Source organism: Tepidibacter aestuarii (genome assembly GCF_934924865.1).
Lineage (GTDB): Bacteria > Bacillota > Clostridia > Peptostreptococcales > Peptostreptococcaceae > Tepidibacter_A > Tepidibacter_A aestuarii.
The window spans coordinates 3461558-3487543 of sequence record NZ_OW235315.1; the positions used below are offsets into that span (position 1 = coordinate 3461558).

The following is a 25986-nucleotide window of genomic DNA, read 5'->3' on the forward strand; positions in this document are numbered from 1 at the left end:
TAAAATTTGGTTAAGTCCTCGATCTATTAGTATTCATCAGCTGAACTCATTACTGAGCTTACACCTTGAACCTATCAACCAGGTAGTCTTCCTGGGATCTTACTCATAAAGATGGGAAATCTTATCTTGAGGTTGGCTTCGCGCTTAGATGCTTTCAGCGCTTATCCATTCCATACATAGCTACCCAGCTATGCCACTGGCGTGACAACTGGTGCACCAGAGGTATGTCCATCCCGGTCCTCTCGTACTAAGGACAGCTCCTCTCAAATTTCCTACGCCTGCGACGGATAGGGACCGAACTGTCTCACGACGTTCTGAACCCAGCTCGCGTACCACTTTAATGGGCGAACAGCCCAACCCTTGGGACCTACTACAGCCCCAGGATGTGATGAGCCGACATCGAGGTGCCAAACCTCCCCGTCGATGTGGACTCTTGGGGGAGATAAGCCTGTTATCCCCAGGGTAGCTTTTATCCGTTGAGCGATGGCCCTTCCACGCGGAACCACCGGATCACTAAGCCCGACTTTCGTCCTTGCTCGACCTGTATGTCTTGCAATCAAGCTCCCTTTTGCCTTTGCACTCTTCGCACGATTTCCGACCGTGCTGAGGGAACCTTTGGGCGCCTCCGTTACATTTTGGGAGGCGACCGCCCCAGTCAAACTGTCCACCTGACAGTGTCCCAAGACCAGATTCATGGTCTATGGTTAGAATCTCAATATTACAAGGGTGGTATCCCAAGGATGACTCCACGAAAACTGGCGTTCTCGTATCTCAGTCTCCCACCTATCCTGTACATGTAATATCGAAATCCAATGCCAGGCTACAGTAAAGCTCCATGGGGTCTTTCCGTCCTGTCGCAGGTATCCGGCATCTTCACCGGAATTACAATTTCACCGAGTCTTTTGTTGAGACAGTGCCCAAATCGTTACGCCTTTCGTGCGGGTCGGAACTTACCCGACAAGGAATTTCGCTACCTTAGGACCGTTATAGTTACGGCCGCCGTTTACTGGGGCTTAAGTTCAATGCTTCGACTAATGTCTAACACATCCCCTTAACCTTCCAGCACCGGGCAGGCGTCAGCTCCTATACATCGTCTTTCGACTTAGCAGAAACCTATGTTTTTGGTAAACAGTCGCTTGGGCCTATTCTCTGCGGCCTCTTCGGGCATACACCCTAATGAGGCACCCCTTATCCCTAAGTTACGGGGTCATTTTGCCGAGTTCCTTAACAAAAGTTCTCTCGCTAGCCTTAGAATTCTCTTCTCACCCACCTGTGTCGGTTTGCGGTACGGGTACCTTTAATCTCAGTAGAGGCTTTTCTTGGCAGCATGAAATCGACTACTTCGCTACTTAAATTTCGCTCCCCATCACACCTCAGGATTGCACCGACGGATTTGCCTATCAATGCTCCCTTAATGCTTGGACCTACATATCCAATAGTAGGATAGCCTATCCTTCTGCGTCACCCCATTCTTCAAACGATTATCGGTAGTACAGGAATCTCAACCTGTTGTCCATCACCTACGCCTTTCGGCCTCGGCTTAGGTCCCGACTAACCCTGAGCGGACGAACCTTCCTCAGGAAACCTTGGGTTTTCGGCCCGTAGGATTCTCACCTACGTCTCGCTACTCATGCCAACATTCTCTCTTCACTGCAGTCCACTAGTCCTTCCGGTCTAGCTTCAACCCGCAGTGAATGCTCCCCTACCCATTGACAAAGTCAATGCCGTAGCTTCGGTAGTAAGTTTTAGCCCCGATAATTTTCGGCGCAGGATCACTCGACCAGTGAGCTATTACGCACTCTTTGAATGAATGGCTGCTTCTAAGCCAACATCCTGGTTGTCTGTGCAATCCCACATCCTTTACCACTTAACTTACATTTAGGGACCTTAGCTGACGGTCTGGGCTGTTTCCCTCTCGACTATGAATCTTATCACCCACAGTCTGACTCCCAAGCAAAAGATAAAGGCATTCGGAGTTTGATAGTCTTCGGTAACCCACAGGGCCCCTAGGACATTCAGTGCTCTACCTCCTCATCTCTAAGCTTGAGGCTAGCCCTAAAGCTATTTCGGGGAGAACCAGCTATCTCCGAGCTCGATTGGAATTTCACCTCTACCCACAGCTCATCCCCGCACTTTTCAACGTGCGTGGGTTCGGACCTCCACGAAATTTTACTTTCGCTTCATCCTGGCCATGGGTAGGTCGCTCGGTTTCGGGTCTACGACAAGTAACTGAATCGCCCAGTTAAGACTCGCTTTCGCTACGGCTCCAGACCCTAAGTCCTTAACCTTGCTACTTATCGTAACTCGTTGGCCCGTTCTACAAAAAGTACGCGGTCACACTAAAAATGTGCTCCCACAGCTTGTAGGCATAGGGTTTCAGGTTCTATTTCACTCCCCTTCCGGGGTTCTTTTCACCTTTCCCTCACGGTACTATACGCTATCGGTCACCAAGAAGTATTTAGCCTTGGGGGGTGGTCCCCCCAGCTTCCCACAGGGTTTCACGTGTCCCGTGGTACTCTGGAGTATGCTCGAAAGTCTTCTTGTTTAATCTACAGGACTATTACCTTCTATGGTGGGTCTTTCCAAACCTCTTCGACTACAATACCTCTTTCTTGTGAGCATATCCGCAACCCCTATGAAGAAAACTTCATAGGTTTGGGCTCTTCCCCTTTCGCTCGCCGCTACTTAGGGAATCGATTTTTCTTTCTCTTCCTCGAGGTACTTAGATGTTTCAGTTCCCTCGGTTCCCCTCCTTAGACTATGTATTCATCTAAGGATACCTAGACATTACTCTAGGTGGGTTTCCCCATTCGGAAATCTCCGGATCAAAGATTGCTTGCATCTCCCCGAAGCTTATCGCAGCTTACCACGTCCTTCATCGGCTCTTGGTGCCAAGGCATCCGCCCTACGCCCTTAATAACTTAACCTAAATTTATTTAAATCTGTTCAATTTTCAAAGTACTAATATAGTATATAAAATACTAAATGGTGGAGACGAGGAGAGTCGAACTCCTGACCCCTTGCTTGCAAGGCAAGTGCTCTCCCAACTGAGCTACGCCCCCATATTGTATTTTTTTGACGAAATATATAATAACAAATTTATTAAAATTCGTCAAGAGTTTTTTATAAACTCTCAAAATTAAACAGTAGGTTATTTCTCCTTAGAAAGGAGGTGATCCAGCCGCACCTTCCGATACGGCTACCTTGTTACGACTTCACCCCAGTCATTGATTTCACCTTCGGCAGATTCCTCCTTACGGTTGGATATCTGACTTCGGGCGCCCCCAACTTCCGTGGTGTGACGGGCGGTGTGTACAAGACCCGGGAACGCATTCACCGCGACATTCTGATTCGCGATTACTAGTAACTCCAGCTTCATGCAGGCGAGTTTCAGCCTGCAATCCGAACTGAGACTAGCTTTAAGAGATTAGCTTGACCTCGCGGTTTCGCAACTCTCTGTACTAGCCATTGTAGCACGTGTGTAGCCCTAAGCATAAGGGGCATGATGATTTGACGTCATCCCCACCTTCCTCCGAGTTATCCTCGGCAGTCTCTCTAGAGTGCCCATCCAAAATGCTGGCAACTAAAGATAAGGGTTGCGCTCGTTGCGGGACTTAACCCAACATCTCACGACACGAGCTGACGACAACCATGCACCACCTGTCACCTCAGTCCCCGAAGGGAAAGCTTCGATTAAGAAGCGGTCTGAGGGATGTCAAGCTTAGGTAAGGTTCTTCGCGTTGCTTCGAATTAAACCACATGCTCCGCTACTTGTGCGGGTCCCCGTCAATTCCTTTGAGTTTCACTCTTGCGAGCGTACTCCCCAGGCGGAGTGCTTAATGCGTTAGCTGCGGCACCGAGGGGGGTAACCCCCGACACCTAGCACTCATCGTTTACGGCGTGGACTACCAGGGTATCTAATCCTGTTCGCTCCCCACGCTTTCGTGCCTCAGCGTCAGTTACAGTCCAGAGAGCCGCCTTCGCAACTGGTATTCCTCCTAATATCTACGCATTTCACCGCTACACTAGGAATTCTACTCTCCTCTCCTGCACTCAAGCCCTGCAGTTTCAAAAGCTTACTACGGTTGAGCCGTAGCCTTTCACTTCTGACTTACAAGGCCGCCTACGCACCCTTTACGCCCAGTAATTCCGGATAACGCTTGCCCCCTACGTATTACCGCGGCTGCTGGCACGTAGTTAGCCGGGGCTTCCTCCTAAGGTACCGTCATTATCTTCCCTTAGGACAGAGCTTTACGACCCGAAGGCCTTCATCGCTCACGCGGCGTTGCTGCATCAGGGTTTCCCCCATTGTGCAATATTCCCCACTGCTGCCTCCCGTAGGAGTCTGGACCGTGTCTCAGTTCCAGTGTGGCCGATCACCCTCTCAGGTCGGCTACCCATCGTCGCCTTGGTAAGCTTTTACCTCACCAACTAGCTAATGGGACGCGGGTCCATCCTATACCGCTAACGCTTTGACATTTCTAAGATGCCTTAAAAATGTGTTATCTCGTATTAGCATATCTTTCGATATGTTATCCGTGTGTATAGGGCAGGTTACCCACGCGTTACTCACCCGTCCGCCGCTAAGATTAAAAAGCAAGCTTTTTAATCTCCGCTCGACTTGCATGTGTTAGGCACGCCGCCAGCGTTCATCCTGAGCCAGGATCAAACTCTTAAATAAAAGTTTGTCAGTACTCAGTAAACTGACTTTATGTGTTGTTTCCGAAAATCACTGATGTGATTTATTTATAACCTACTGTTTAATTTTCAAAGTTCATATGTTGTATTCATGTGTTTTTCGTTAGCCTCGTTGTCGAGGACAAGTAATAATATATCACCTTTGAAACATTTCGTCAACACTTTTTTATATTTTTTTATTTTTTACTTATTAATTACTATATTTAAATCATTTTTTAGTACATTATATACATTAATATAATCTAAACATAAGCCCTATTTAATTGTGTCTATTGAAAATATATTAAGTAATTTTATTTATATTTCTAAATAAAATAAATCCAATTGATATTCTTCTCATTAAGATAATTTAATATACTAACGCAACCTAAAATAATTTAATGTGTATTGTGGCTTTTTAAATGTATTGAATTTTCAGAAGATTTATGCTATACTTTCCATACATTTATAATTTTATCAACTAAACGGCAATATTATATTCAAAATATTACAGGGGTGAATATATATTGTTATGTTCTTGTGTTAACCCGACCTAAATTCAGTTAGATAACATACTTATAACTGGATATTAAAAACTTAGTTTTTATTATTTTAAAAGGGGGAAAATTATAATGGCAAAACAAAAACGTAAGGCAAACTTACTAGAAGCTCTCATTCCTATTTTATGTTTAATCTTATTTATAGGAGTTGCAGTTTTTAAGTATGAGGCATCACCTCATATTCCTTTAATTTGCGGAGCTGTCGTAGCTGCTCTTATGGCTACTACTAGGCTTGGTTTTAAATGGAATGAGCTTGAGGAAGGCGTTATGAAAACCATCAATATGGCAATGCAGGCTATTTTGATTCTTATGATAGTAGGTACAATTATAGGTACTTGGATATTAAGTGGTGTAGTTCCTACTATGATATATTACGGCCTTAAGATATTATCGCCTGGTATATTCTTAGTTGCAACTTGTGTAATATGTGCAATAGTTGCTCTTGCTACAGGATCTTCTTGGACTACAGCTGGTACTGTTGGTATAGCACTTTTAGGTGTTGGTCAAGGACTTGGTATTCCTCCCCATATAGTTGCCGGTGCAATCATATCTGGTGCTTACTTTGGAGATAAAATGTCCCCATTATCAGATACTACAAATCTAGCACCAGCCATGGCAGGTGCTAATCTATTCGACCATGTACGTCACATGCTATTCACAACTGGACCATCTTTAGTAATCGCTCTTATCCTTTACGGTTTCATAGGTGCTAAATATGCAGGTAAAAATATTGACCCTACTATAATAAACCAAATGCTTAGTGCTCTTTCATCTAGTTTTAACATAAATCCATTACTCTTCCTTCCACCTATAATAGTAATCACAATAGTTATTTTAAAAGTTCCAGCAATTCCAGGTCTTATAACAGGTTCTTTACTTGGAGGAATATTTGCTTCTATATTCCAAAAATCATCACTTGGAGAAATAATTACTGCTGCTAATTACGGGTTCGTATCAGAAACAGGAATCGAAGCTGTAGATTCATTATTAACTCGTGGTGGTCTTCAATCTATGATGTGGACAGTTTCTTTAATATTATGTGCTTTGGCACTTGGAGGAATACTTGAAAAAACAGGTATGCTTGAGGTTATAGCAGAAGGCATATTAAAGTTAGCAAGAGGTACTGGCGGACTTGTCGTTGCTACTATATTCTCTTGTATATTCGTAAACTTAGTTACAGGAGAGCAATACTTATCTATAGTTATTCCAGGAAGAATGTATAAAGATGCTTATACTAAAAAAGGTCTTCACCCTAAAAACTTATCAAGAGCACTTGAAGATTCAGGAACACTTACATCTCCTCTTATTCCGTGGAATACATGTGGAGCATACATGTTTGCAACATTAGGTGTTCATCCATTTGCTTATTTACCTTATGCATTTTTAAATCTAATAAATCCTCTAGTATCTATGTTCTATGGATTTACAGGAATTACAATGCACAAGCTTCCTGAAGAAGAATATATTACAGAATAAATTACGGGCCCATAGGGCCCTTTCTTTTTATTTATAAATAAACTATATCATTTTCAATTTGTTTATAACATAAAGTAAAATATGAGTTATTATAATCCTCAAAATTGTAGAAATTATTGCCACTAGAATGTTTATGATATAGCATGATTTGAATTTCTTATTTTTATAATCTTATTTGAGAGGTCGTTTAACATGAAAAATATATTAGTACCACTTATATTAATATCACTATCAGTAATAATGAAAAAGCCAGTATATATAGGAATATCAATTTCTGCCTTATTTATATATATAAATGGCATACTAAATAAATATAACTACAAAGATTTAAATAAAAGTATAATATCGAGTGTATTATCTGCAAAACGCATAATACTAATTCTTTCATTAGTAGGTATGCTTACATCATCATGGATGGTATGTGGAACTATACCATATATGATTCATTTAGGGCTTACTATATTAAAAAAATATAACTTTATACTTATCTCTTTTCTAATAATGTCTGCTATATCATATATACTGGGAACTGCAGTAGGCAGTATATCAACTATAGGGGTTGTAATTATAACAATAGGAAAAGCCATAGGCTTAAATACCTCTATTCTCGCAGGAGCAATAGTATCAGGTGCCTTCTTAGGAGATAGATCTTCTCCTATATCCGGCGCTTTAAATTTGAATATAGAGATGACACATTCTAATCCATACAAACTTATAAATAAAATGAATACAACATTACTTCCAGCTTTTATAACCAGCTGTATTCTGTATTTTATTTTAGGTAAGTACAATAGCGCAAATAATTACAGTAATTTAGACAATATATTAGTGAATTTATCTAAGAGTTTTAATATAAACATACTTTGCTTAATACCTGTAATAATACTTTTTATATTAATAATAATAAAAATAGATATAACTAAGTCCATACTAGCATCATTATGTTCTAGCTTTTTAATCGGATTTTTGATTCAACGCACTAGTATGCATAGCTTAATAAAAATCTCATTAATTGGATTTAATGAGAATAATTCCACATCTAATATAATAAATGGGGGGGGATTCATATCAATGGTTCCCGTCGTATTCACAATAATAAGTGCAACTACGTTTACAGGTCTATTAGATGCAACAGATAGCTTAAGTATTTTGATAAACAAATTAATCTCGTCGATAAAAACCAAATATGACTTACTAAAAAAATGCTCTTTACTTAGTATAGTTTTAAATACATTAACATGTAATCAAACCGTTGGGATAATTGTCCCGTGTAAATTTATGAAAAATGCATTTATTGACTATAATTTAGAAAACGAAGATTTATCTCAATGTTTAAGTGATAGCGGCACAATAACAGTTCCTTTGATTCCCTGGAATATAAATTCTATTATAGCTTCTACACTTTTGGGAGTACCTTCTATTAATTTTATTCCATACTCATTTTTGTGTTATCTGATACCTATTGTATTTATATTAAAATCCAGAAAAAATAATAACATAGACGTATTAGCTTAAATGTTTTTTAAATTATTATAGTATAATGTAATAAAGGAGGTTTTTTAGTATGTTAGTAAAATATTTAGGTCACTCTGCTTTTTTGATTCAAACTTCAGAGTACAACATTTTAATAGACCCATTTATAAAGGATAATCCCAATTGCCCAATCAACCTAAAGGAATTGCCTCATATACACTACATATTAGTAACCCATGGACATAATGACCATATGGGAGATACTATTTTGATATCTAAAAAATACAATAGTACTGTAATATGTAACTTTGAAATATCTTTATATTTATCTAAATACAATATAAAATGTATGTCTATGCATATAGGAGGATGTATTAATCCCACCTTTGGAAAGGTCAAGATGATACCTGCTTTACATGGTTCTAGTATTTATGAAGGGACTCACTTAATATATGCTGGCAATCCATGTGGCTTCTTATTAGAAATCGAAAATACCAAATTATATCATGCAGGAGATACAGGTCTTTCTATAGAAATGACTCTTTTAGAATATGAATATATCGATTTTGCTATGCTTCCTATAGGTGGAGTATTCACAATGGATATTGACGATTGTATAAGGTCAATAGACTTTATAAAACCCAAAAATGTTATCCCTATGCACTTCAATACATTCGATGCTATAAATGCCGATCCTAATTTATTAAAAGATAAAGTTAAATCTTGTAATATAACCATTTTAGATCCTGGAGAAGATATAAAAATATAAAAAAAGAGTTCGAATGAACTCTTTTTTTATATTATTCTTGAGCTTGATCGTCTTGAGCTTGATCGTCTTGAGCTTGATCGTCTTGAGCTTGATCGTCTTGAGCTTGATCGTCTTGAGCTTGATCGTCTTGAGCTTGATCGTCTTGAGCTTGATCATCTTGAGCTTGATCATCTTGAGCTTGATCGTCTTGAGCTTGATCATCTTGAGCTTGATCTTCAGTTGATTCTTCTAATTCAATAGTCTCCGTTTCTTTATCATAATCAACATCTAATCCTAAGTTTTCAGCAATAAATCTTAGTGGAACTATAGTTCTATTACACATTATTTCAGCTGGAACATCTATTTCTTTTTCTTCTCCATTAACATAAGCCTTTCCATCTTCTAAGCTTAATATAATTTCAGAATCATCTTTAGTTATTATAACCTTCTTCTCCTCAGCATTCCACTTAACATCAGCTCCAAGTCCTTCAGATATAGCTCTTACTGGAACTAAAGTTCTTCCATACTTTATAACAGGAGGTGTATCAAATTTCATATTTAAATCTTCACTTATAATACTTTCAACTGGCAGTACATATGTATTCTCATTATTTTCTTTTATTTCGTTAGATGATTTTTCTATTTTTTCTAATTCTTCTTGTGTATATTTTTCTTTAGCCATTTTCTTCATCTGTCTTTTTAAATCTTTAATATCTTTAGTTAACTTATCTATACTATTTTGTAATTCTTCTATTTTCTTTAATAGCTCATTAGATAACTTATCGTTTTTGTCTTCCTTTGCTTTTATAATTTCTTTTTCTATTTTTTCTTTATCAAACTTCATTTTTTCTATATTAGTTTTTTCATGCTTTATGTTTCTCATTTGCTCGTATTTTTGGTTATTTTTATAGTTTTGATGTCCTTTCTCTTGTGCATTTGCACTCATAGCAGCTGGTCCTGTAAATACAATCGCAGAAACAAGCAATGCAGGTATAATTTTCTTTTGTAATAGTTTCATATAAAACTCTCCTTCACAATTTATTTTCGTAATATAATTACGCGAATAAACTTTTATTTTGGTACCAAACAAAAAATTCATCTAGTTGCTCCTCGCTGACTCATGTTGTCAACAAGCCTCGCGACTCTGTTGCTTAAAATATTTGCAAATATAGTTCTTCCATCAATGTTATCTGCAGAACGGAAATTTTATAATCCCTTAGTATATAAAAAAGTAGTTGAATAATTTATTCAACTACTTTTTTATTTAATCATCATCTTTAGTGCTATGAAGGTTTTTATATTTTTCTAACATATCTTCAAACTTATCATGGTCTTTATCTTTATTTTTTTTATGCTTTTTATTTTTACTGTGTTTTATTTTGTCTTTGAATTTACTATCGTCATCATCGTCATCATCGTCTTCATCTTCATCTTCGTCTTTATATTTATCTTTTTTATATGTATTTCTACCTTGATTATCTTTTAAATCTTTAGAATAATCTACTTCTTCTGTCTGATTTTCAAAACTAGAAGTTTCATCTATTTTATCTTCATTTTCTGTAGTAATATCATCATTTTCAGCTTCAGTAGCAATATTATCAATTTCATCTTTAATAGAATTATCTTGTTTGTCAGCTTCAATAACATCATCATATATTTTTCCACTTCCATCAAAAATTTGATAAACCTTCATATTTTTAACTTCATACATACTTATATCTGTATTTTGTTTTTCTATTTCTTTAAACGCTTCATATTTACCAATCGACATATCATTTTTGTGAGCATTTTTCATATTTTTTTTGTTGGATTTTAAATACACAATGTTTACATAATTATCACTTTCATCATTGTTTAATTTTATTTGAAGGTCCTTTTCTACACTTAATTTATTTTCTATACTAGGATCCAATATCGCCTCTGATATTAAGATAGAATTTTTTTGTACAGATATATATTTTTTTTCCTTAGCATTATTTATAGTTATATATAATGCATCTTCAATTTTTTTGCCAACAACATCTTCATCTATTATCTCATTAGCTTCTTCATTTATACTGTTTACTTTTATTACTATTCCATTTTTATTTAATTCAAATTCTATACTAGGATTTATATCTAAGCTCACAACAGCTGCTGCAGCAATATTCTTATTGTTTTTTATATTAAATACATTTATTGATATAAATAAAACGAATACTACAGCTGCCAAAGCAGATATCCTTTTATAATTTATTTTATTTTCCTTATAAATATCATCTTTTACAAAAATAATTTGATTTCCTATATTCATTCCATCTTTTTTTACAACCTTTATATACTGCATATCATTGCTTAATACAATAGCGAAATCATCTTCAATTTTCATAATACAACCTTTATATATCATATTTTAACACCTTCTTTATCAAGTGTAATATAACTTTTTAACAAATCAGAATCACCCTCTAATATTAGTACTGCTGCAATAATAAATTTTCTACTTCTCTTTAATATCTTTTGTGTTACATTCAATTCATTTATTATTTTAGAATTTGGTATTCGCTTTTTTGTCATTAATTCCGTTTTTATAGAATCATTTTCGAATATATATCTTGCTATACTAATAGCATTTATTCTTGTATCCTTATGTTTAGGCGCCTCATTTAACAAGTCATTAAACGTTATATCAAAACCATTCAATTTTTTTTCAAAAGTTTTGATTTCTTCTTTTAATATTACCTTATCTACAAAGTCTTCTGTGTTTAGATTATTATATATATTTTCTTGTTCTTCTTTTGGAAATTGATTTATAGATATTACCTTGGATTCTTTTTTTGTTTTTCTTAGATAATCTTTTGTTCTACTAGATATAACTATTTTAGCAAAAGATATAAAATTTCCAGATTTAGAGTCATACTTATTTATAGCTTCATTAAAAGCTTCTAACCCTACGCTATATTCTTCACTATTTTCAGACTCTATATATTTATTAGTTACAGTAGATACTGTTTTCATAATAAATGGAATATATTCTTCTATTATTTTTTCTCTTTCCTGCTTATCCCCCATTTTTATTCTATCTAATCTCTTGACCAAGGAATTTTTTTTGAAAATTTTCAGTAAGTCAGCCAACCTGTTCTACACCTCCTATACAGTAATACGATTTTATCTAGTTTTTTAAGTACATATATAGATAATATATCAATTTAGAGAAGAATAGCTATAGATTTAAGTTTATGGTATCAATTACTAATGTATATATTTCATTATGTTCCAAATTATTAAAATTTCAATAAAAAAACTGCGATAAATTTATCGCAGTTTTTTTATTAAGATTTTATCATTTTTTCCACTTTATCTTTATCAAATCCTAATACTTCTTCACCTTCTATCAATATAACCGGAACTGACATATATCCCATTTTCATCAATCTCTTTCTAGAATCAGCATCTTCAGATATATTATATTCTATATATTCTAGATTATTTTTTTTAAAATAATCTTTTGCTGAACTACAATATCCACATGTGTTGCTACTATATATCTCTATTTTTTTATTCATATTGTATTCCTCCTCAAAGCACTTATATTATAAAATAATTATCACAAATCTAAAAATTTTAAAACTCAATTTTTAAAGATACAGGTGAGAACTTAGCAATTCTTAGATTAGCTCACCCGAAAACACTTACGTAATTAAAAATTCAGTTGAAGTAAAAACTAGATTTGAATTAAATTTCTCTTTATGCTTAATTAATACTTCCTTTATATTATATATATTTCCCTAAATAAAGTTTTAAAACATTTATTTTTTTATTTCCATTTAAAAATTTTATAATATATTATAAAATAATCTTACATTATAAATATAATATGCCCATAAAATATATAATTATTAATTATGAAAAAATGTTATTTTTTTATGATTAATAGCAAATTATTATCCTTTATAATTTTGATATAGTTTTTGCCATAAATTTTAAATAACAAAATTCATTAACACCATGAACATATAAGATAGCATAGATCAAATTTTTTATTTTTAAATATTTATAATTATTCTATCATTTAACATAGGGGGATTTACCATGAAAAAAATCTTAATACTTTCTGCTTCTACTGGTGGTGGTCACAATAGAGCTGCAAAAGCAATTCAAGAAGAATTAGTCACTAAAAATATCGACTGTGAAATAATAGATAGTTTAAAATTTGTAAGCCCTACAATAGATACAATAATATCTAAAGGGTACGAAAAATCAGCTATGTATATACCTAAAACTTATGGAAAAATGTATAAAATATCAGACCTTAAGATAAGTAAAAGTGGAATGAATACTAATCTTCCACTTGCCTATATGATAAAAAAATTAAAAAAATTAATAACTAATATGCAGCCAGATGCAATAATAGGAACACACCCATTTCCTTTAATGGCTGTTAGCAATTTGAAAAAGCATAATATAATAGATATTCCCATAATATCAATTCTTACAGATTACACCATACATTCTACTTGGATTCAAAAAGAAGTTGATAATTATATAGTAGGAGATGAATACGTTAAATATCTATTAGAAGAAGAAGGTATACCTAAAGATAAAATATATCCATACGGTATCCCTATCGAAAAATCATTTTTGTCAAGTAATATAGAAGGTATTAAAAAAGAGCTTAATTTAGAAGATAAATTTACAGTTTTGTTAATGGGTGGTAGCTTTGGTGCAGGTAACATCAAAGAGGCATTTTTAGATTTATTGAGTATTGATAAGGATTTCCAAATTATAGTTGTTACAGGAAGAAATTCTTCTCTGAAAGAAAAGATAGAAAAAACTTTAGAATCTGTAAATACAAACAAAAATATAGTTATACTTCCATTTACAAATAAAATGAATGACATTCTATCAGTGTCGGATATTTTAATTACAAAACCAGGTGGGCTCACTACTACTGAAGCTTTATTAAAAGAAATTCCTATGATAATCCCTTATTATATACCTGGTCAAGAAGGCGAAAACCTAGACTTTTTACTAAATAGTGGAGTTGCTCTTAAAACAACTGAAAAATACAACTTAAAAATCTTAGTAACTCTTTTAATGGAAAATCCAAATAGACTAGATAATTTAAAAAGCAATATAAATAGTTTAAAAAAATTAAATTCATCAGAAAATATTTGTAATCTAATAATGTCAAAAATTAAATAAAGTAGGCACTTAGCCTACTTTATTTAATATCTATTGAGATCAGGATCATAAAAATCTTCCTCATAATCATATTCGAAATTTTTATAGTTATTTTTAAACCCATCGTTTCCTTTATTTTTAGTTTTTGTTTTTTTAGGCCTAGTACTTTTCTTAAGCAAGTTTTCTAATTTTTCTTCGCATTCACAATCACGTTTTTGCTGTCCTTTTAATTTCAAACTTTCTTCTCTTCTCTTTTTCATAGCCTCATACTCTTGAGAACTCATAAAGCCTTTCATACTTACACCTCTACTTTAATTTAAATATAATAATTTATTATTCAATAAATCATATAAAAATTATACATCAGACATAGCTCAATTTCAATAAATCAGGGTGTATTTTTTCACAAAAAAACCAAGGTATTTAACCTTGGTTATATCTCTCTTCTTCCTTCTAAAGCTTTTGATATAGTTACTTCATCTGCATACTCCAAATCCCCTCCAACAGGAAGTCCATGTGCAATTCTAGTAACCTTTATACCTAAAGGTTTTATAAGTCTAGATATATACATAGCAGTAGCTTCTCCTTCTATTGTAGGATTAGTAGCTAGTATAATTTCCTTAACTGTTTCTTCATTTAGTCTTTGAAGTAATTCCTTTATTTTTATCATTTCAGGACCTACTCCCTCCATTGGAGATATTACTCCATGAAGAACGTGGTATTTACCCATAAATTCTTTAGTTTTTTCCATAGCAGCTACATCTCTTGGATCTTCTACAACACATATAATATCTTCTCTTCTATTCGGATTAGAACATATATTACACTTACTAGAATCTGTTATATTACAGCATACAGAACAGTATTTTATCTGTTTTTTAGCATTTACTAACGCTTCAGATAATTTTTCTACATCTATCATATTCATATTTATAACGTGAAAAGCTAATCTTTGGGCTGTTTTCTTACCAACACCAGGAAGTTTTGAAAACTCTTCTATAAGTCTTGATATTGGCCCTGAATAAGTTTGCATATTATCACCTACTAAAACATTCCAGGAAGGTTAAGTCCACCTGTTACCTTAGACATTTGAGAATTTACCATCTCATCTGCACTTCTTAATGCTTCATTAACAGCTGATAACACTAAATCTTGAAGCATTTCTATATCATCAGGATCTACAACTTCTGGCTTTATAGCTATATCTAATATCTCTTTTTTACCATTAACCTTAACTATAACAGCTCCTCCACCAACAGAAGCCTCAACTTCTTTTTCTTCAAGTTGTCCTTGCATTTTTTCCATTTCTTTTTGCATTTTTTGAACTTGCTTTAACATATTATTCATATTTCCACCCATTCCTGGGAATCCTTTTTTAGCCATAATTCATCCTCCTTTAAAAATCACTTTAAACTATATTATAGCATATAATAATTATTATGTTCTAAGTTTCTTTTATAGAATCTTTTACTTCTATCATCTCTTTTGGAAATACATTTTCTAGTATTTTCATTCCCTCATCTTCTTGATCATTAGTTGCTTTAGTTACCATATCCGATTTTAGTTCTATTCTTATATTTATGTTTTGATCTGTTATATTATTTATAACGCTTTTTATATATAATTTTTCGTTATCTCTATTTAATCTATCCTTTATAAATCCAAATTTATCCTCAACCAACAATATAAGTGTGTTATTATCCATTTCAAAATCGTTAATTTCTTTTAACATAGCCTGAATAGACATTTGCTTATCATTTTTCATATATTCTAATATCTCAGGCCATGAATTTTCAATTTCTATAACATCTGGATTTTTAGGTTTTTTTGTTTTTTGAACGTGTTTTTCATTTTTAGTTATATTATTTGTACCTATATCACTTTTTTTATTTATAGTATTATCATTTCTAGATATACTTACACCATTTTTTATTATTTTTTCTATATTTTGTATTCTGGTTAAAATAGAATCATCCTCTAATTTAAGCACAGGCTGAGATAACTTCATTATACTTATTTCAAGCGATATCCTCGGATTAGAAGAATATTTTATATTATTTTGAGTATCAGACAGTAAGTTAATTATTCTTATTATATTATTTAAATCTACACTTTCAGATTGATTTTTTAATAAATCTATAGTCTCTATAGGTAAATTTATTATTTCATATAATTCGTGGGATACTTTGCAAACCATTAGATTTCTAAAATGATCTATTAAATCGGTTAAGAAATGCTTTATATCTTTACCGCAAATTATCAGTTCATTCAATAATTCAAGTGCATGTTTAGTGTCTTCTTTTATTATGTGTTCACTCATATTAAATAAAAAATCTATATTAACAGTTCCAAGAAGATTGACTACATCAGAATATTTGATTTCATTCTCGCTATATGATACACACTGATCTAGTATACTCAAAGCGTCTCTTAATGCTCCTCCTGCATTTCTAGCTATTAAATTAAGAGCTTTTTCTTCAACTTGAATGTTTAAGTCATCACATATTTTTTTCATACGAATAACTATATCATCAACTTTAACTCTTTTAAAATCGTATTTTTGACATCTAGATAATATTGTTGCAGGTATTTTATGCGCCTCAGTAGTTGCAAGTATAAATATTATATAATATGGCGGTTCTTCTAATGTCTTTAATAGTGCATTAAATGCGCCTTGAGATAGCATATGAACCTCATCTATTATATAAACTTTATATTTCCCCTTCGTTGGAGGATACTTTACATTCTCTCTTAGCTCCCTTATATCATCTACTCCGTTATTAGATGCAGCATCTATTTCAACAACATCCATTATACTGTCATTTAATATTCCTTTACAAACTTCACATTCATTACACGGCTCATGGTTACTTGGATTCATACAATTAACTGCTCTTGCAAATATCTTAGCAGTAGATGTTTTTCCAGTACCTCTCGTTCCAGAAAATAAATATGCATGCGCTATATTATTGTTATCTATCTGGTTTTTTAGTGTTTTTGTTATATGTTCTTGGCCTATAACATCTTCAAACGTTAGCGGCCTATAAACTCTATATAATGCCTTATGCATAAAATCACCTCTATGTATATTCATTCTTATATATTATATACTAAAAAAAAAAAGACTTCTATGGGGGGAGAAGCCTTTTAAATAGGGGAGAAATTGAAAATATATTTAATTTTCTTTTATATTATTAGCCTATTTCAGATTTATATACCTATCAATTAAAAAAATCTCTATATAAATAGAGATTTTATTTTTATATTAAATGCTGTGCACCATATATTGTTCTAACCCCATAAACGTTACCTAGACAGTTAGCTCAATTTAGGCTGCCCTACGGCACATGAAAGTGATCACTTACCGTTGCTTCCTTCCGGACCTGGCGGGGTTCATGAGCTTTCATTGCGTAGGACCCAAATATCATCACCACTTATCTAGGGCAGCTCTACAGGTATTAGCCCTCTATATGGAATTCAACCCTGCTATAGCGGATTGCAGGTTACAGGGCACCGCTACCTCCCCGTCTAGCACAGCAAACTTTAAAATCAATTTTAATTTTTTTGGCGGAGAAAGCGGGATTCGAACCCGCGATACAGTTTCCCGTATACACGCTTTCCAGGCGTGCTCCTTAAACCGACTCGGACATCTCTCCTTAACGCTTTCTTAGTTTCCTAAAAAAATTCTTTATAATAGAAGATGTTGCTTCTTCTAATACTCCAAATGTTATATCTATATCTTTATTTTGTAAGAAATCTTGCTTTAATTTGAGCTTATACTCAGAATCTAATGTTTTAGTGTTTTTAGTTCCAATCACCAAAGTTTTTATTCTAGATTCATTTATAGCCCCCAGACACATAATACACGGCTCCATAGTGACATATAATTTACATCCTATAAGCCTCCACCCTCCTAAAACTTTAGCAGCCTCTCTTATAGCGAGTATTTCTGCATGAGCTGTTGGGTCCTTCATTGTTTCTCTTAAATTATGTGCTCTTGCTATTATTTCATTATCTTTTACTATAATAGCTCCTATTGGAATCTCTTCTTTTAAATAAGCTTTATGAGCTTCTTTTAAAGCTTCTTTCATGTAAAAAGAATCTTTCATACTTCCTCCTAAGCTTATATTATACCTATAGGACTTAAATTTAACATCTTGTTTTATTGAAGTTGACAATTAATATAATATCATACTCATTGTAATTTTTCAACTTTTATTATCTTACTATTAATGTATATTATGTAATTTTATATATTTTATTCATAGTATAGGATTTGATATTCAAACCCTATACTATTTAAATTTTACTATTTAGTTATTTTTTCTACTCCACCCATATATCCTCTTAAAACTTCTGGTACTACTACTGAACCATCAGCTTGTTGATAGTTTTCAAGTACTGCTGCAAGAGCTCTTCCTATTGCAACTCCTGATCCATTAAGCGTATGAACATATTCTGCTTTAGCTTTTTTATCTCTTTTAAATCTCATTCCAGCTCTTCTAGCTTGGAAGTCTTCAAAGTTTGAGCAAGAAGATATCTCTACGTATCTATTATAACTTGGCATCCAAACTTCTATATCGTATTTAAATGCAGCTGTAAATCCTAAATCTCCTGTACATATCTTAACTACTCTGTAAGGAAGTCCTAATAATTGAAGAACTTTTTCTGCATCATTTGTAAGCTTCTCAAGTGTTTCATAAGAATCTTCAGGTTTTACAAAATGAACTAATTCAACTTTATTAAATTGATGTTGTCTTACAAGACCTCTTGTGTCTCTTCCTGCAGATCCTGCTTCTGATCTAAAGCATGGTGTATAAGCACAGTATTGTATAGGAAGAGTTTCTCCATCTATTATTTGATTTCTATGAATGTTTGTAACTGGTACTTCTGCTGTTGGAATTAAGAAATATTCTTTTCCTTCTAATTTAAACATATCTTCTTCAAACTTTGGAAGTTGACCTGTTCCAACAAAGCTATCTCTGTTAGCCATGAAAGGAGGTAATACTTCACTGTATCCAGCTTCTGTGTGAGTATCTAAGAAGAAGTTTATTAAAGATCTTTCAAGTCTAGCTCCTAAGTTTTTATATAATGTAAATCTTGATCCTGTTATTTTTGATGCAGTTTCAAAATCTAATATTTCAAGATCTGTTCCTATATCCCAGTGAGCTTTTGATTCAAAATCAAATTTCGTTGGTTCTCCCCATTTTCTGATCTCTACATTGTCGTCATCTGTTGTTCCTTGTGGAACATTTGGATTAGGCACATTAGGTATTCTCATTAAGTTATATTCTATTCTACCTTCTACTTCTTTAACTTTTTCATCTAGAACTTTTATTTCATCAGAAAGTTCTTTTAATTTGGCCATTATTTCAGTAGTATCTTTTCCTTCTTTTTTAAGCTTAGGAATTTCTTTTGATGCTACGTTTTGCTCGTTCTTCATCTTTTCAACTTCTTGTAAAATTTCTTTTCTTTGATCGTCTAATTCTAATACTAAGTCTAAATCAAAATCCTTTTCTCCACGTCTTGCCATAGCTTTTTTTATACCGTCTAAATCATTTCTTATTCTTTTTATATCTAACATTATTGTTCCTCCTTATATTTTAGTTTTATTTTTTATAAAAAATTCTTTACTTTAAAGACTTGAGTTGTAAACTTTTTTGAAATTCGTCTAGTTCTAAACACTGACTCATATCTCGTGTTGACAAAATATTATGTCCAAATTGGAAGTTATATAATTTTTTGTATATAAAAAAGCCCCCGTCCCTATAAAGGGACGAAAGCTTATATCTTCCGCGTTGCCACCCTGATTGGTTATTAAAAACCCTCTCAATGTCTTTAACGACGACCACCGTTCAAACCTACTTTATTTCAGCTTGACAGCTCCAGAATGGATTCAAAAGTAACTGACATGAGTTCTCACCAACCACTCACTCTCTGATGACAATTATCTTTTTACTAGTTTCTTTCACAGCTTTTTAAAATTATTATAAACTATTTGTTGTTTATTATACGCACTTTATCAAATTATTTCAAGTATAATTTGATATTTTTTCAAAAAATTTTAGAATAATCTACCTCAATTATCTAAATTTATTAAGAGATTCCATCCTTTTTAATAATTCTCACAATGCATCTCAAAGTATCCCTGTCCTACCTTACAAACTGGACATAGATTAGGTGCTGAGTCTCCTTCATGTATATATCCGCATACTCTGCACTTCCATAATGTCGTTTCTTTCTTTTCAAATACCTCATTATTTTTAACATTATCAGCAAGCTTTAAATATCTTTCTTCATGTTTTTTTTCAACTTTAGCTATCATGTTGAATGAAGCTGCAATGCTTGTAAAGCCCTCTTCCTTTGCTGTTTGCGCAAAATGTGGATACAACTTATCCCATTCTTCATTCTCTCCCATGGCAGCATATTTAAGATTTTCCAAAGTCGTATCTTTCCCAATAGGATATGTAGCAGCAACATCTACAGGTGCTGGGAACTCTTCTCCCTCTAATCCTTCTTTTATATGGTCAAAGAATATTTCTGCATGTATTTTTTCATTATCTGCAGTTTCTAAAAATAATTCAGCTATTTGATCATATCCTTCTTCACTTGCTATTTCAGCATAAAATGTGTATCTATTTCTAGCTTGAGATTCTCCAACAAAAGCCTTCATTAAATTTTCTAATGTTTTAGTTCCTTTTAACTTCATAAAAAATGCCTCCTCTTAATTTAAACTTCTATACAAAATTAAGTGTAGGCATTTTTTATATCTTTTATTCCATTTTATGGTTTATTTTTTCTACATTTAGTTGTTTATGATATACGACACTTTGAGGATACGGTATTTCTATTCCGTGTTTATCAAATTCATACTTTATCTTTTCCATTAAATAATAATACTCATCCCAATAATCAGATGTTTTAACCCAAGGTCTTGCAGCTATATTAATAGAGCTATCTGCAAGTTCTTGAACTCCTATTATAGGCTCTGGATCTTTTAGAACTTTATCATCTTCATCAAATACTTTTTTAATAATATTTTTTGCTGTTCTTATATCACTATCATAAGATATTCCAAATATAAAATCTATTCTTCTTCTATCTTGTAGTGTAAAGTTAGTTATATTATCTGATGTTAATTTAGAATTTGGGACTATTATAGTTTTATTATCAGGAGTTTTTAATATAGTGTTAAATATTTGAATCTCCTCAACACTTCCTTCTGTAGATGCTCCTTGTATATAATCACCTGTTCTAAATGGCTTAAATATAAGTATCAGTATACCAGATGCGAAATTTGATAATGTACCTTGGAATGCAAGCCCAACAGCAAATCCTGATGCCCCTAGAACAGCTACAAATGAAGTTGTAGACATTCCTAAGTTATTAAGTGCTGATACACTAACAAATACTACACACAGTACGTATACAAGCTGTGATACAAATGATATCAATGATTTATCTACATTAGATTTTGTTAAAAATCTTTTAGTTATATTTTTTACTTTTTTTGAAAAGAACATCCCAATTACTACTATAAGTATTGATCCTAAAATATTCATTCCATATTTAGCTATATCTACTTGAGCGTCTTGTAATATATTAACGGTCCTGTCTAGTAATGTCATATTTAATCTCCTTAAATTTTATTGATTCGCTAGCTTATTTAGTATATCTCCAAGTTCATTTAGATGTCTTCCATAAGCTTCAAAATCTCCATCTTTTAAACTACTTCCAGCTTTATTGTATAAATCATTAGCCTTCTTAATTAACTGATCTTTATCTAGATCCACATCAGACTCATCTGTTGTTTCATCTATTATAACATTTTGATTGTCTGATTTGAACATGGTATTTAATGCCTGTTCTAGAGTATCTTTCATAACAACCTTATCTTTATAGGCTACGAATATTTTTTCTACTGCCGGTATACTGTTTTGTGCATCTGATTTAATATATAAAGGCTCAACATACAGTATAGAGTTTTCAATAGGGATAGTAAGCAGCGTTCCTCTTATAACAGTAGAACCACCTGTATTCCATTGAGTTAAATCCTTAGATATTTCAGGATCTTTATCTATTTTTGCCTCTATCTGCTCTGGTCCTAATATATTTTTATCCTTAGGGAATTTATATACTATAAGCTGACCATATTTGTCCTCATCATTCCTTGCTACAAATAATGCGGTCATATTTTGTTTGCTCTGTGGAGTATATGGTATAGTAAGTAAAAACTCCGCCTCATCCTCATTAGGCAATCTGAAAGTTATATAGTTTGATTCTATATCTAAAGATTCACCTTCTTCTTGACTTTGAGTATTTTTAGATTTCTTAGCTACTTCCCACTTATCTTCCTTGTTATAAAACACCTCAGTATCTTTCATATGATAAGTCTCATATATCTTAGCTTGTATATCAAATATAGTTTGAGGATATCTTATATGGCTCTTAATACCTTCTGGCATATCATCCATAGATTTAAATAAATCTGGGAATATCTTAGCATAAGTATTTATCATAGGATCGTTTTTATCCGCTATATAAAAATCTGTAGTTCCATCATAAGCATCTATAACAACTTTAAATGAGTTTCTTATATAATTTATCCCGTTATTTGAGTATGGTTGAGAATATGGATATTTAGATGTATAAGTATACCCATCTATCATCCAGTACATCTTTCCTTCAGATACCACTAGATATGGATCATCATCAAATGATAAAAACGGAGCTATTTTTTGAACTCTTTTTTCTATATTTCTATTTAGTATTATCTTACTGTTAGAGTCTATACTTCCAGCAACTAAGAATTTTAAGCTTCCTTGATCTATACTGTATAATATTCTATTAAATAGAGTAAGATTTATACCTGCTTTTCCTCCATATTCAGAAAAAGCATTAGTTTCTCCTTTAGGATAATCAAATTCCTTTTCTGATGTATTTGTAACTATATAATCATTAGTAAGCTCTCCAAAGTATATCTCTGGTCTTTCAACATTTAATCCTTCGACTAAAGACACAGGAGGTATATCCTTTATAATCATCTTTGGCTCTCCACCAGGTGTTATTTCATTTACTGGCGACATAGTAAGCCCATATCCATGTGTATACTTTATGTGTTTATTAAGCCATGTTTGTGCTTGTTCATCTAATCTATTTTGATCTATCTCTCTAGCAGACAGAAATACTTGATTTAACTTACCGTCGATCATATATCTATCTATATCTACATCCTTAAAATTATAATAAGGTCTTAATGTTTGAATCTGGTTATAAGTCTCATTAGTAGGTCTATAATCATTTATACTTATATTTCGTATAGTCTGATCATTTTTTAATATATCTTCTATACTTATATTTTGTTCAGCTAAGAAATTTTCTTCTTTTACTTCGTTTAGATTGTATGCATTCTTAGTATAATCTATATTGTACTCTAAGAATTTCTTTTCTTTTGCTATCTCATTTGGAGATACTACGAAGTTTTGAACTCCAGTTTGTACTACAGAAGAACCTATACTTATAACGATTAGTATTATAGGACCTATAAGCAGTGTTCTTAGTCTTCTTTTCTTATAAGCTATTACAACAAATACCGCTGATACTAATGCTACTATAGCAGATACTCTGTACATCCATAGGTTTATATTAATATCAGTATAACTTGCACCATACGCTACTCCTCTTGGAGAATAAAGAAGTTCAAATGATGCTAAATAGCTCTTAATAGCTATTATTATAAAGAACGCAACCCCTATAACTGCTATTTGATTTAATGCAAGATTTACAACATTTTTTAATGTATCTCCTATATTAGACATATCATGTAAATTTCTAACATTGTCATCAAACTTATTTCCTTTCTTGAATGATGCTAACATTAGATAATATGCAATAGTTATTATAAACAAAAATACTAATAATCCTACTATTATGTTTAATATTTGATTTACTAAAGGCAACTTAAATACATAAAACGAAATATCATTATTGAATATAGGATCCTTTATATTGAATGATGTAGAATTTGTAAATTGAAGTATTTCCATCCATAAACTTGATGATATTCTCAAGCTGAAAAGTAAAGATATAATAATTGTTCCTAAGAAAGTTATAATCTTTATAGGCTTTTCCTCTTCTTTAGAAGTTACTACATTCATATGCAGATAATAACTTTTCTTTATTCCAATTAAATATATATATATTAGTACTCCTAGTATTAAAAATATAGGAACTGCTATATATAATTTTGAAAATATTTGCTTTATAAAAGTAGATGTATATCCTACTTCTTTAAACCAATTGTAATCGGATAGAAAAGTAATTATTTGAGAAAAAAATCCAACTACTGTAACTATCACTAATACAAGTAATGCTGTAAGTACATTTTTAGATTTACTCACATGTATCCCCCTTCCAAATTTTAAATTTATTACTCATGTTAAATATTTCATATATTAAATTTTATTACTAGTATACCAAAAAATATATTTATTATATACTCGATTTTAATATATAATAAATATATTTTTCGACTTATACGATTTTATACATGTTCTTATTAGATGAATTGAGTTTGAATTTATCAGAAAAAATAAAATTATCATACGTGAAAATCACAATTTGTAATTTACTGGGAAATTTTAAAATGCTAAGAATTATTTTTTAATTCTTCAAACATCCTTAATGACTAGAAAGAAGTTTAATTTCATAATTTATATCAGATGTTGATTTACGTATATCATCAAGTACACCATGTTCATAAGCAAATCATAAGCCATGGCATCACTATACATTGTTTTTTTACCTATTATATCTGATAATGATTTAAAATCTGACTCAGGTATATTTAGTTGATTCATAAGCCTTACATATTGAAGAGCACTTTCTGGTAATGCTTCTCCTTTTTGAATTGAAGGATTAGATTTATTTTGTATACATAGAAATCACCTATTTTATACTTATAACTTCATTATATATAGTTTTAAATGATTCTTCATTATCCAATATATCTTCAATTTCTTTTTTATTAAATAATGTATATGATTCTTTTAGATGGTATCTACAATAACCATTCTTTCCATATTTATTAAGTAAATGATCATAAATATCTTCATATATCTTATTATCGTTTTTTAATATTTCACAAGTATAATTCTTATGTGCATAATGATATGATCTTTCTATCATTATCTCAATAGGGTCTGTTCCATCAGCATCACTTACTATACAGCTATATACTGAAGAAGGTGTTTCTTTTGAAGATGTTCTGTGCTCCCTGCAACCTACAGCAATTATATTAATCTCTTCATCACTAAAAAATGTTTTAAGTTTATCATCATTTCTTACAAATATTTCAGATTCTATATGATGGTTCTTTCTATCACCTGAAGCTAATCCAACATCATGATATGCTGCTATAGCATATACTAAATTTTCATCTATATTATTAAAAAAGCTTGAAAGCTTAATAGATTTTTCTATAACATCTCTTGCATGATCAATAGTATGAGCATCATCAAGATTATAATATAGTGGTAAGATATTTTCTTCAATATAATTTTTAAGTTCTTTATTTATCATAAATTCCTCCTAAAAAAATATTATTCATTACAATACATTTGTATTTCTATATAAAAATCTCTAATTATTACAATAACAAATATAATTATAACAGTATTTAATTAAGAGTATATAATTTTTGATCTTCTAAAATAATAATTTCAACACAAAAAAGCTAATCCTTAAATTTATTTTAAGAACTAGCTTTTTTATGTTGATCTGTTATGTGAACTATTCATTCTTTGGTGGACTCACTCCTTTGTTTTTAATATTCTTTAATTATTTTTAATTTTATATATTTTTCTTCAATCACCCCTTCTATAAATCTTA

The 25986-nt window shown here is 32.2% G+C and carries 19 protein-coding genes, 2 tRNA genes, 2 rRNA genes, 1 other RNA gene and 1 other annotated feature; of the genes, 4 read left to right on the forward strand and 20 right to left on the reverse strand.

Annotation, left to right across the window (positions count from 1 at the left end):
- Window positions 1–6: 6 nt before the first annotated feature.
- The 3 genes from M2214_RS17090 to M2214_RS17100 form a co-directional block, all read right to left on the reverse strand.
- Window positions 7–2927 (reverse strand): 23S ribosomal RNA (locus M2214_RS17090).
- Between the two features lie 59 nt (window positions 2928–2986).
- Window positions 2987–3062, reverse strand: a tRNA-Ala gene (locus M2214_RS17095).
- Between the two features lie 103 nt (window positions 3063–3165).
- A 16S ribosomal RNA gene (locus tag M2214_RS17100) occupies window positions 3166–4681 on the reverse strand.
- The 16S and 23S rRNA genes sit together here with 1 tRNA gene alongside, the layout of an rRNA operon.
- A 625-nt stretch (window positions 4682–5306) precedes the next feature.
- Here M2214_RS17100 and nhaC point away from each other — a divergent pair.
- The 3 genes from nhaC (at window position 5307) to M2214_RS17115 (ending at window position 8955) form a co-directional block, all read left to right on the forward strand.
- On the forward strand, window positions 5307–6713 hold the full coding sequence (gene nhaC, locus M2214_RS17105; protein WP_408648334.1) for a Na+/H+ antiporter NhaC: 1407 nt from the start codon (window positions 5307–5309) through the stop codon (window positions 6711–6713).
- Window positions 6714–6905: 192 nt separating this feature from the next.
- On the forward strand, window positions 6906–8228 hold the full coding sequence (locus tag M2214_RS17110) for a Na+/H+ antiporter NhaC family protein (protein WP_248481158.1): 1323 nt from the start codon (window positions 6906–6908) through the stop codon (window positions 8226–8228).
- Between the two features lie 49 nt (window positions 8229–8277).
- Window positions 8278–8955, forward strand: a complete 678-nt coding sequence (locus M2214_RS17115) for a metal-dependent hydrolase (RefSeq protein WP_248481159.1) — start codon at window positions 8278–8280, stop codon at window positions 8953–8955.
- Between the two features lie 31 nt (window positions 8956–8986).
- Here M2214_RS17115 and M2214_RS17120 read toward each other — a convergent pair whose 3' ends face one another.
- The 4 genes from M2214_RS17120 to M2214_RS17135 form a co-directional block, all read right to left on the reverse strand.
- Window positions 8987–9952: a copper amine oxidase N-terminal domain-containing protein gene (locus M2214_RS17120; protein WP_248481160.1), complete on the reverse strand. Its 966-nt coding sequence runs from the start codon at window positions 9950–9952 to the stop codon at window positions 8987–8989.
- 246 nt (window positions 9953–10198) lie between these two features.
- Window positions 10199–11323: an anti-sigma factor domain-containing protein gene (locus M2214_RS17125; RefSeq protein WP_248481161.1), complete on the reverse strand. Its 1125-nt coding sequence runs from the start codon at window positions 11321–11323 to the stop codon at window positions 10199–10201.
- The gene (gene sigI / locus M2214_RS17130) at window positions 11320–12048 is read right to left on the reverse strand and encodes an RNA polymerase sigma-I factor (RefSeq protein ID WP_248481162.1); all 729 of its coding nucleotides are present in this window, start codon (window positions 12046–12048) and stop codon (window positions 11320–11322) included. The genes M2214_RS17125 and sigI overlap by 4 nt, the downstream gene beginning before the upstream one ends.
- Window positions 12049–12245: 197 nt before the next feature.
- Complete coding sequence (locus tag M2214_RS17135; protein WP_248481163.1) at window positions 12246–12479, reverse strand: glutaredoxin family protein; 234 nt, start codon at window positions 12477–12479, stop codon at window positions 12246–12248.
- Window positions 12480–13005: 526 nt separating this feature from the next.
- Between M2214_RS17135 and M2214_RS17140 the strand changes: the two genes are divergently transcribed.
- Window positions 13006–14118, forward strand: a complete 1113-nt coding sequence (locus tag M2214_RS17140; protein ID WP_248481164.1) for an MGDG synthase family glycosyltransferase — start codon at window positions 13006–13008, stop codon at window positions 14116–14118.
- A 23-nt stretch (window positions 14119–14141) separates the two neighbouring features.
- Here M2214_RS17140 and M2214_RS17145 read toward each other — a convergent pair whose 3' ends face one another.
- From M2214_RS17145 to M2214_RS17205, 13 genes are all read right to left on the reverse strand, one after another.
- Window positions 14142–14393 carry a hypothetical protein gene (locus M2214_RS17145; RefSeq protein ID WP_248481165.1) on the reverse strand — a complete coding sequence of 84 codons (252 nt, stop codon included), beginning with the start codon at window positions 14391–14393 and terminating at the stop codon, window positions 14142–14144.
- Window positions 14394–14530: 137 nt separating this feature from the next.
- Complete coding sequence (gene recR, locus M2214_RS17150) at window positions 14531–15130, reverse strand: recombination mediator RecR (RefSeq protein ID WP_248481166.1); 600 nt, start codon at window positions 15128–15130, stop codon at window positions 14531–14533.
- 11 nt (window positions 15131–15141) lie between these two features.
- Complete coding sequence (locus M2214_RS17155) at window positions 15142–15480, reverse strand: YbaB/EbfC family nucleoid-associated protein (RefSeq protein ID WP_248481167.1); 339 nt, start codon at window positions 15478–15480, stop codon at window positions 15142–15144.
- A 61-nt stretch (window positions 15481–15541) separates the two neighbouring features.
- Window positions 15542–17167 carry a DNA polymerase III subunit gamma/tau gene (gene dnaX, locus M2214_RS17160; RefSeq protein WP_248481168.1) on the reverse strand — a complete coding sequence of 542 codons (1626 nt, stop codon included), beginning with the start codon at window positions 17165–17167 and terminating at the stop codon, window positions 15542–15544.
- Window positions 17168–17369: 202 nt separating this feature from the next.
- Window positions 17370–17634: signal recognition particle sRNA large type (ffs, locus tag M2214_RS17165), an RNA gene on the reverse strand.
- A gap of 28 nt (window positions 17635–17662) precedes the next feature.
- Window positions 17663–17753: transfer RNA gene (locus M2214_RS17170), tRNA-Ser, on the reverse strand.
- On the reverse strand, window positions 17754–18206 hold the full coding sequence (locus M2214_RS17175; RefSeq protein WP_248481169.1) for a nucleoside deaminase: 453 nt from the start codon (window positions 18204–18206) through the stop codon (window positions 17754–17756). It abuts the tRNA gene before it with no gap.
- Window positions 18207–18406: 200 nt separating this feature from the next.
- Window positions 18407–19681 (reverse strand): serine--tRNA ligase, encoded by a 1275-nt coding sequence (serS, locus tag M2214_RS17180; RefSeq protein ID WP_248481170.1) that lies wholly within the window; start codon window positions 19679–19681, stop codon window positions 18407–18409.
- 185 nt (window positions 19682–19866) lie between these two features.
- Window positions 19867–20078: a binding site (T-box leader), on the reverse strand.
- Between the two features lie 134 nt (window positions 20079–20212).
- Complete coding sequence (rbr, locus tag M2214_RS17185; protein WP_248481171.1) at window positions 20213–20806, reverse strand: rubrerythrin; 594 nt, start codon at window positions 20804–20806, stop codon at window positions 20213–20215.
- A 64-nt stretch (window positions 20807–20870) separates the two neighbouring features.
- Window positions 20871–21725, reverse strand: a complete 855-nt coding sequence (locus M2214_RS17190; RefSeq protein ID WP_248481172.1) for a mechanosensitive ion channel family protein — start codon at window positions 21723–21725, stop codon at window positions 20871–20873.
- Window positions 21726–21743: 18 nt separating this feature from the next.
- Window positions 21744–24497, reverse strand: coding sequence for a UPF0182 family membrane protein (locus M2214_RS17195; protein ID WP_248481173.1), 2754 nt, complete (start codon window positions 24495–24497; stop codon window positions 21744–21746).
- A gap of 312 nt (window positions 24498–24809) precedes the next feature.
- Window positions 24810–24956, reverse strand: coding sequence for a hypothetical protein (locus M2214_RS17200; protein ID WP_248481174.1), 147 nt, complete (start codon window positions 24954–24956; stop codon window positions 24810–24812).
- Window positions 24957–25044: 88 nt separating this feature from the next.
- Window positions 25045–25677, reverse strand: a complete 633-nt coding sequence (locus tag M2214_RS17205) for an HD domain-containing protein (RefSeq protein ID WP_248481175.1) — start codon at window positions 25675–25677, stop codon at window positions 25045–25047.
- Window positions 25678–25986 lie beyond the last annotated feature (309 nt).

What these genes read in the sequence shown, in the direction of transcription:
- M2214_RS17120 (WP_248481160.1), bottom strand. Translation starts at nt 9,952, where the DNA reads ATGAAACTATTACAAAAGAAAATTATACCTGCATTGCTTGTTTCTGCG.
- M2214_RS17145 (WP_248481165.1), bottom strand. Translation starts at nt 14,393, where the DNA reads ATGAAAGGCTTTATGAGTTCTCAAGAGTATGAGGCTATGAAAAAGAGA.
- M2214_RS17190 (WP_248481172.1), bottom strand. Translation starts at nt 21,725, where the DNA reads ATGACATTACTAGACAGGACCGTTAATATATTACAAGACGCTCAAGTA.
- M2214_RS17175 (WP_248481169.1), bottom strand. Translation starts at nt 18,206, where the DNA reads ATGAAAGATTCTTTTTACATGAAAGAAGCTTTAAAAGAAGCTCATAAA.
- rbr (WP_248481171.1), bottom strand. Translation starts at nt 20,806, where the DNA reads ATGAAGTTAAAAGGAACTAAAACATTAGAAAATTTAATGAAGGCTTTT.
- M2214_RS17115 (WP_248481159.1), top strand. Translation starts at nt 8,278, where the DNA reads ATGTTAGTAAAATATTTAGGTCACTCTGCTTTTTTGATTCAAACTTCA.
- M2214_RS17205 (WP_248481175.1), bottom strand. Translation starts at nt 25,677, where the DNA reads ATGATAAATAAAGAACTTAAAAATTATATTGAAGAAAATATCTTACCA.
- dnaX (WP_248481168.1), bottom strand. Translation starts at nt 17,167, where the DNA reads ATGCATAAGGCATTATATAGAGTTTATAGGCCGCTAACGTTTGAAGAT.
- serS (WP_248481170.1), bottom strand. Translation starts at nt 19,681, where the DNA reads ATGTTAGATATAAAAAGAATAAGAAATGATTTAGACGGTATAAAAAAA.
- M2214_RS17155 (WP_248481167.1), bottom strand. Translation starts at nt 15,480, where the DNA reads ATGGCTAAAAAAGGATTCCCAGGAATGGGTGGAAATATGAATAATATG.
- M2214_RS17140 (WP_248481164.1), top strand. Translation starts at nt 13,006, where the DNA reads ATGAAAAAAATCTTAATACTTTCTGCTTCTACTGGTGGTGGTCACAAT.
- M2214_RS17200 (WP_248481174.1), bottom strand. Translation starts at nt 24,956, where the DNA reads ATGAATCAACTAAATATACCTGAGTCAGATTTTAAATCATTATCAGAT.
- M2214_RS17110 (WP_248481158.1), top strand. Translation starts at nt 6,906, where the DNA reads ATGAAAAATATATTAGTACCACTTATATTAATATCACTATCAGTAATA.
- M2214_RS17135 (WP_248481163.1), bottom strand. Translation starts at nt 12,479, where the DNA reads ATGAATAAAAAAATAGAGATATATAGTAGCAACACATGTGGATATTGT.
- M2214_RS17125 (WP_248481161.1), bottom strand. Translation starts at nt 11,323, where the DNA reads ATGATATATAAAGGTTGTATTATGAAAATTGAAGATGATTTCGCTATT.
- recR (WP_248481166.1), bottom strand. Translation starts at nt 15,130, where the DNA reads ATGCAAACTTATTCAGGGCCAATATCAAGACTTATAGAAGAGTTTTCA.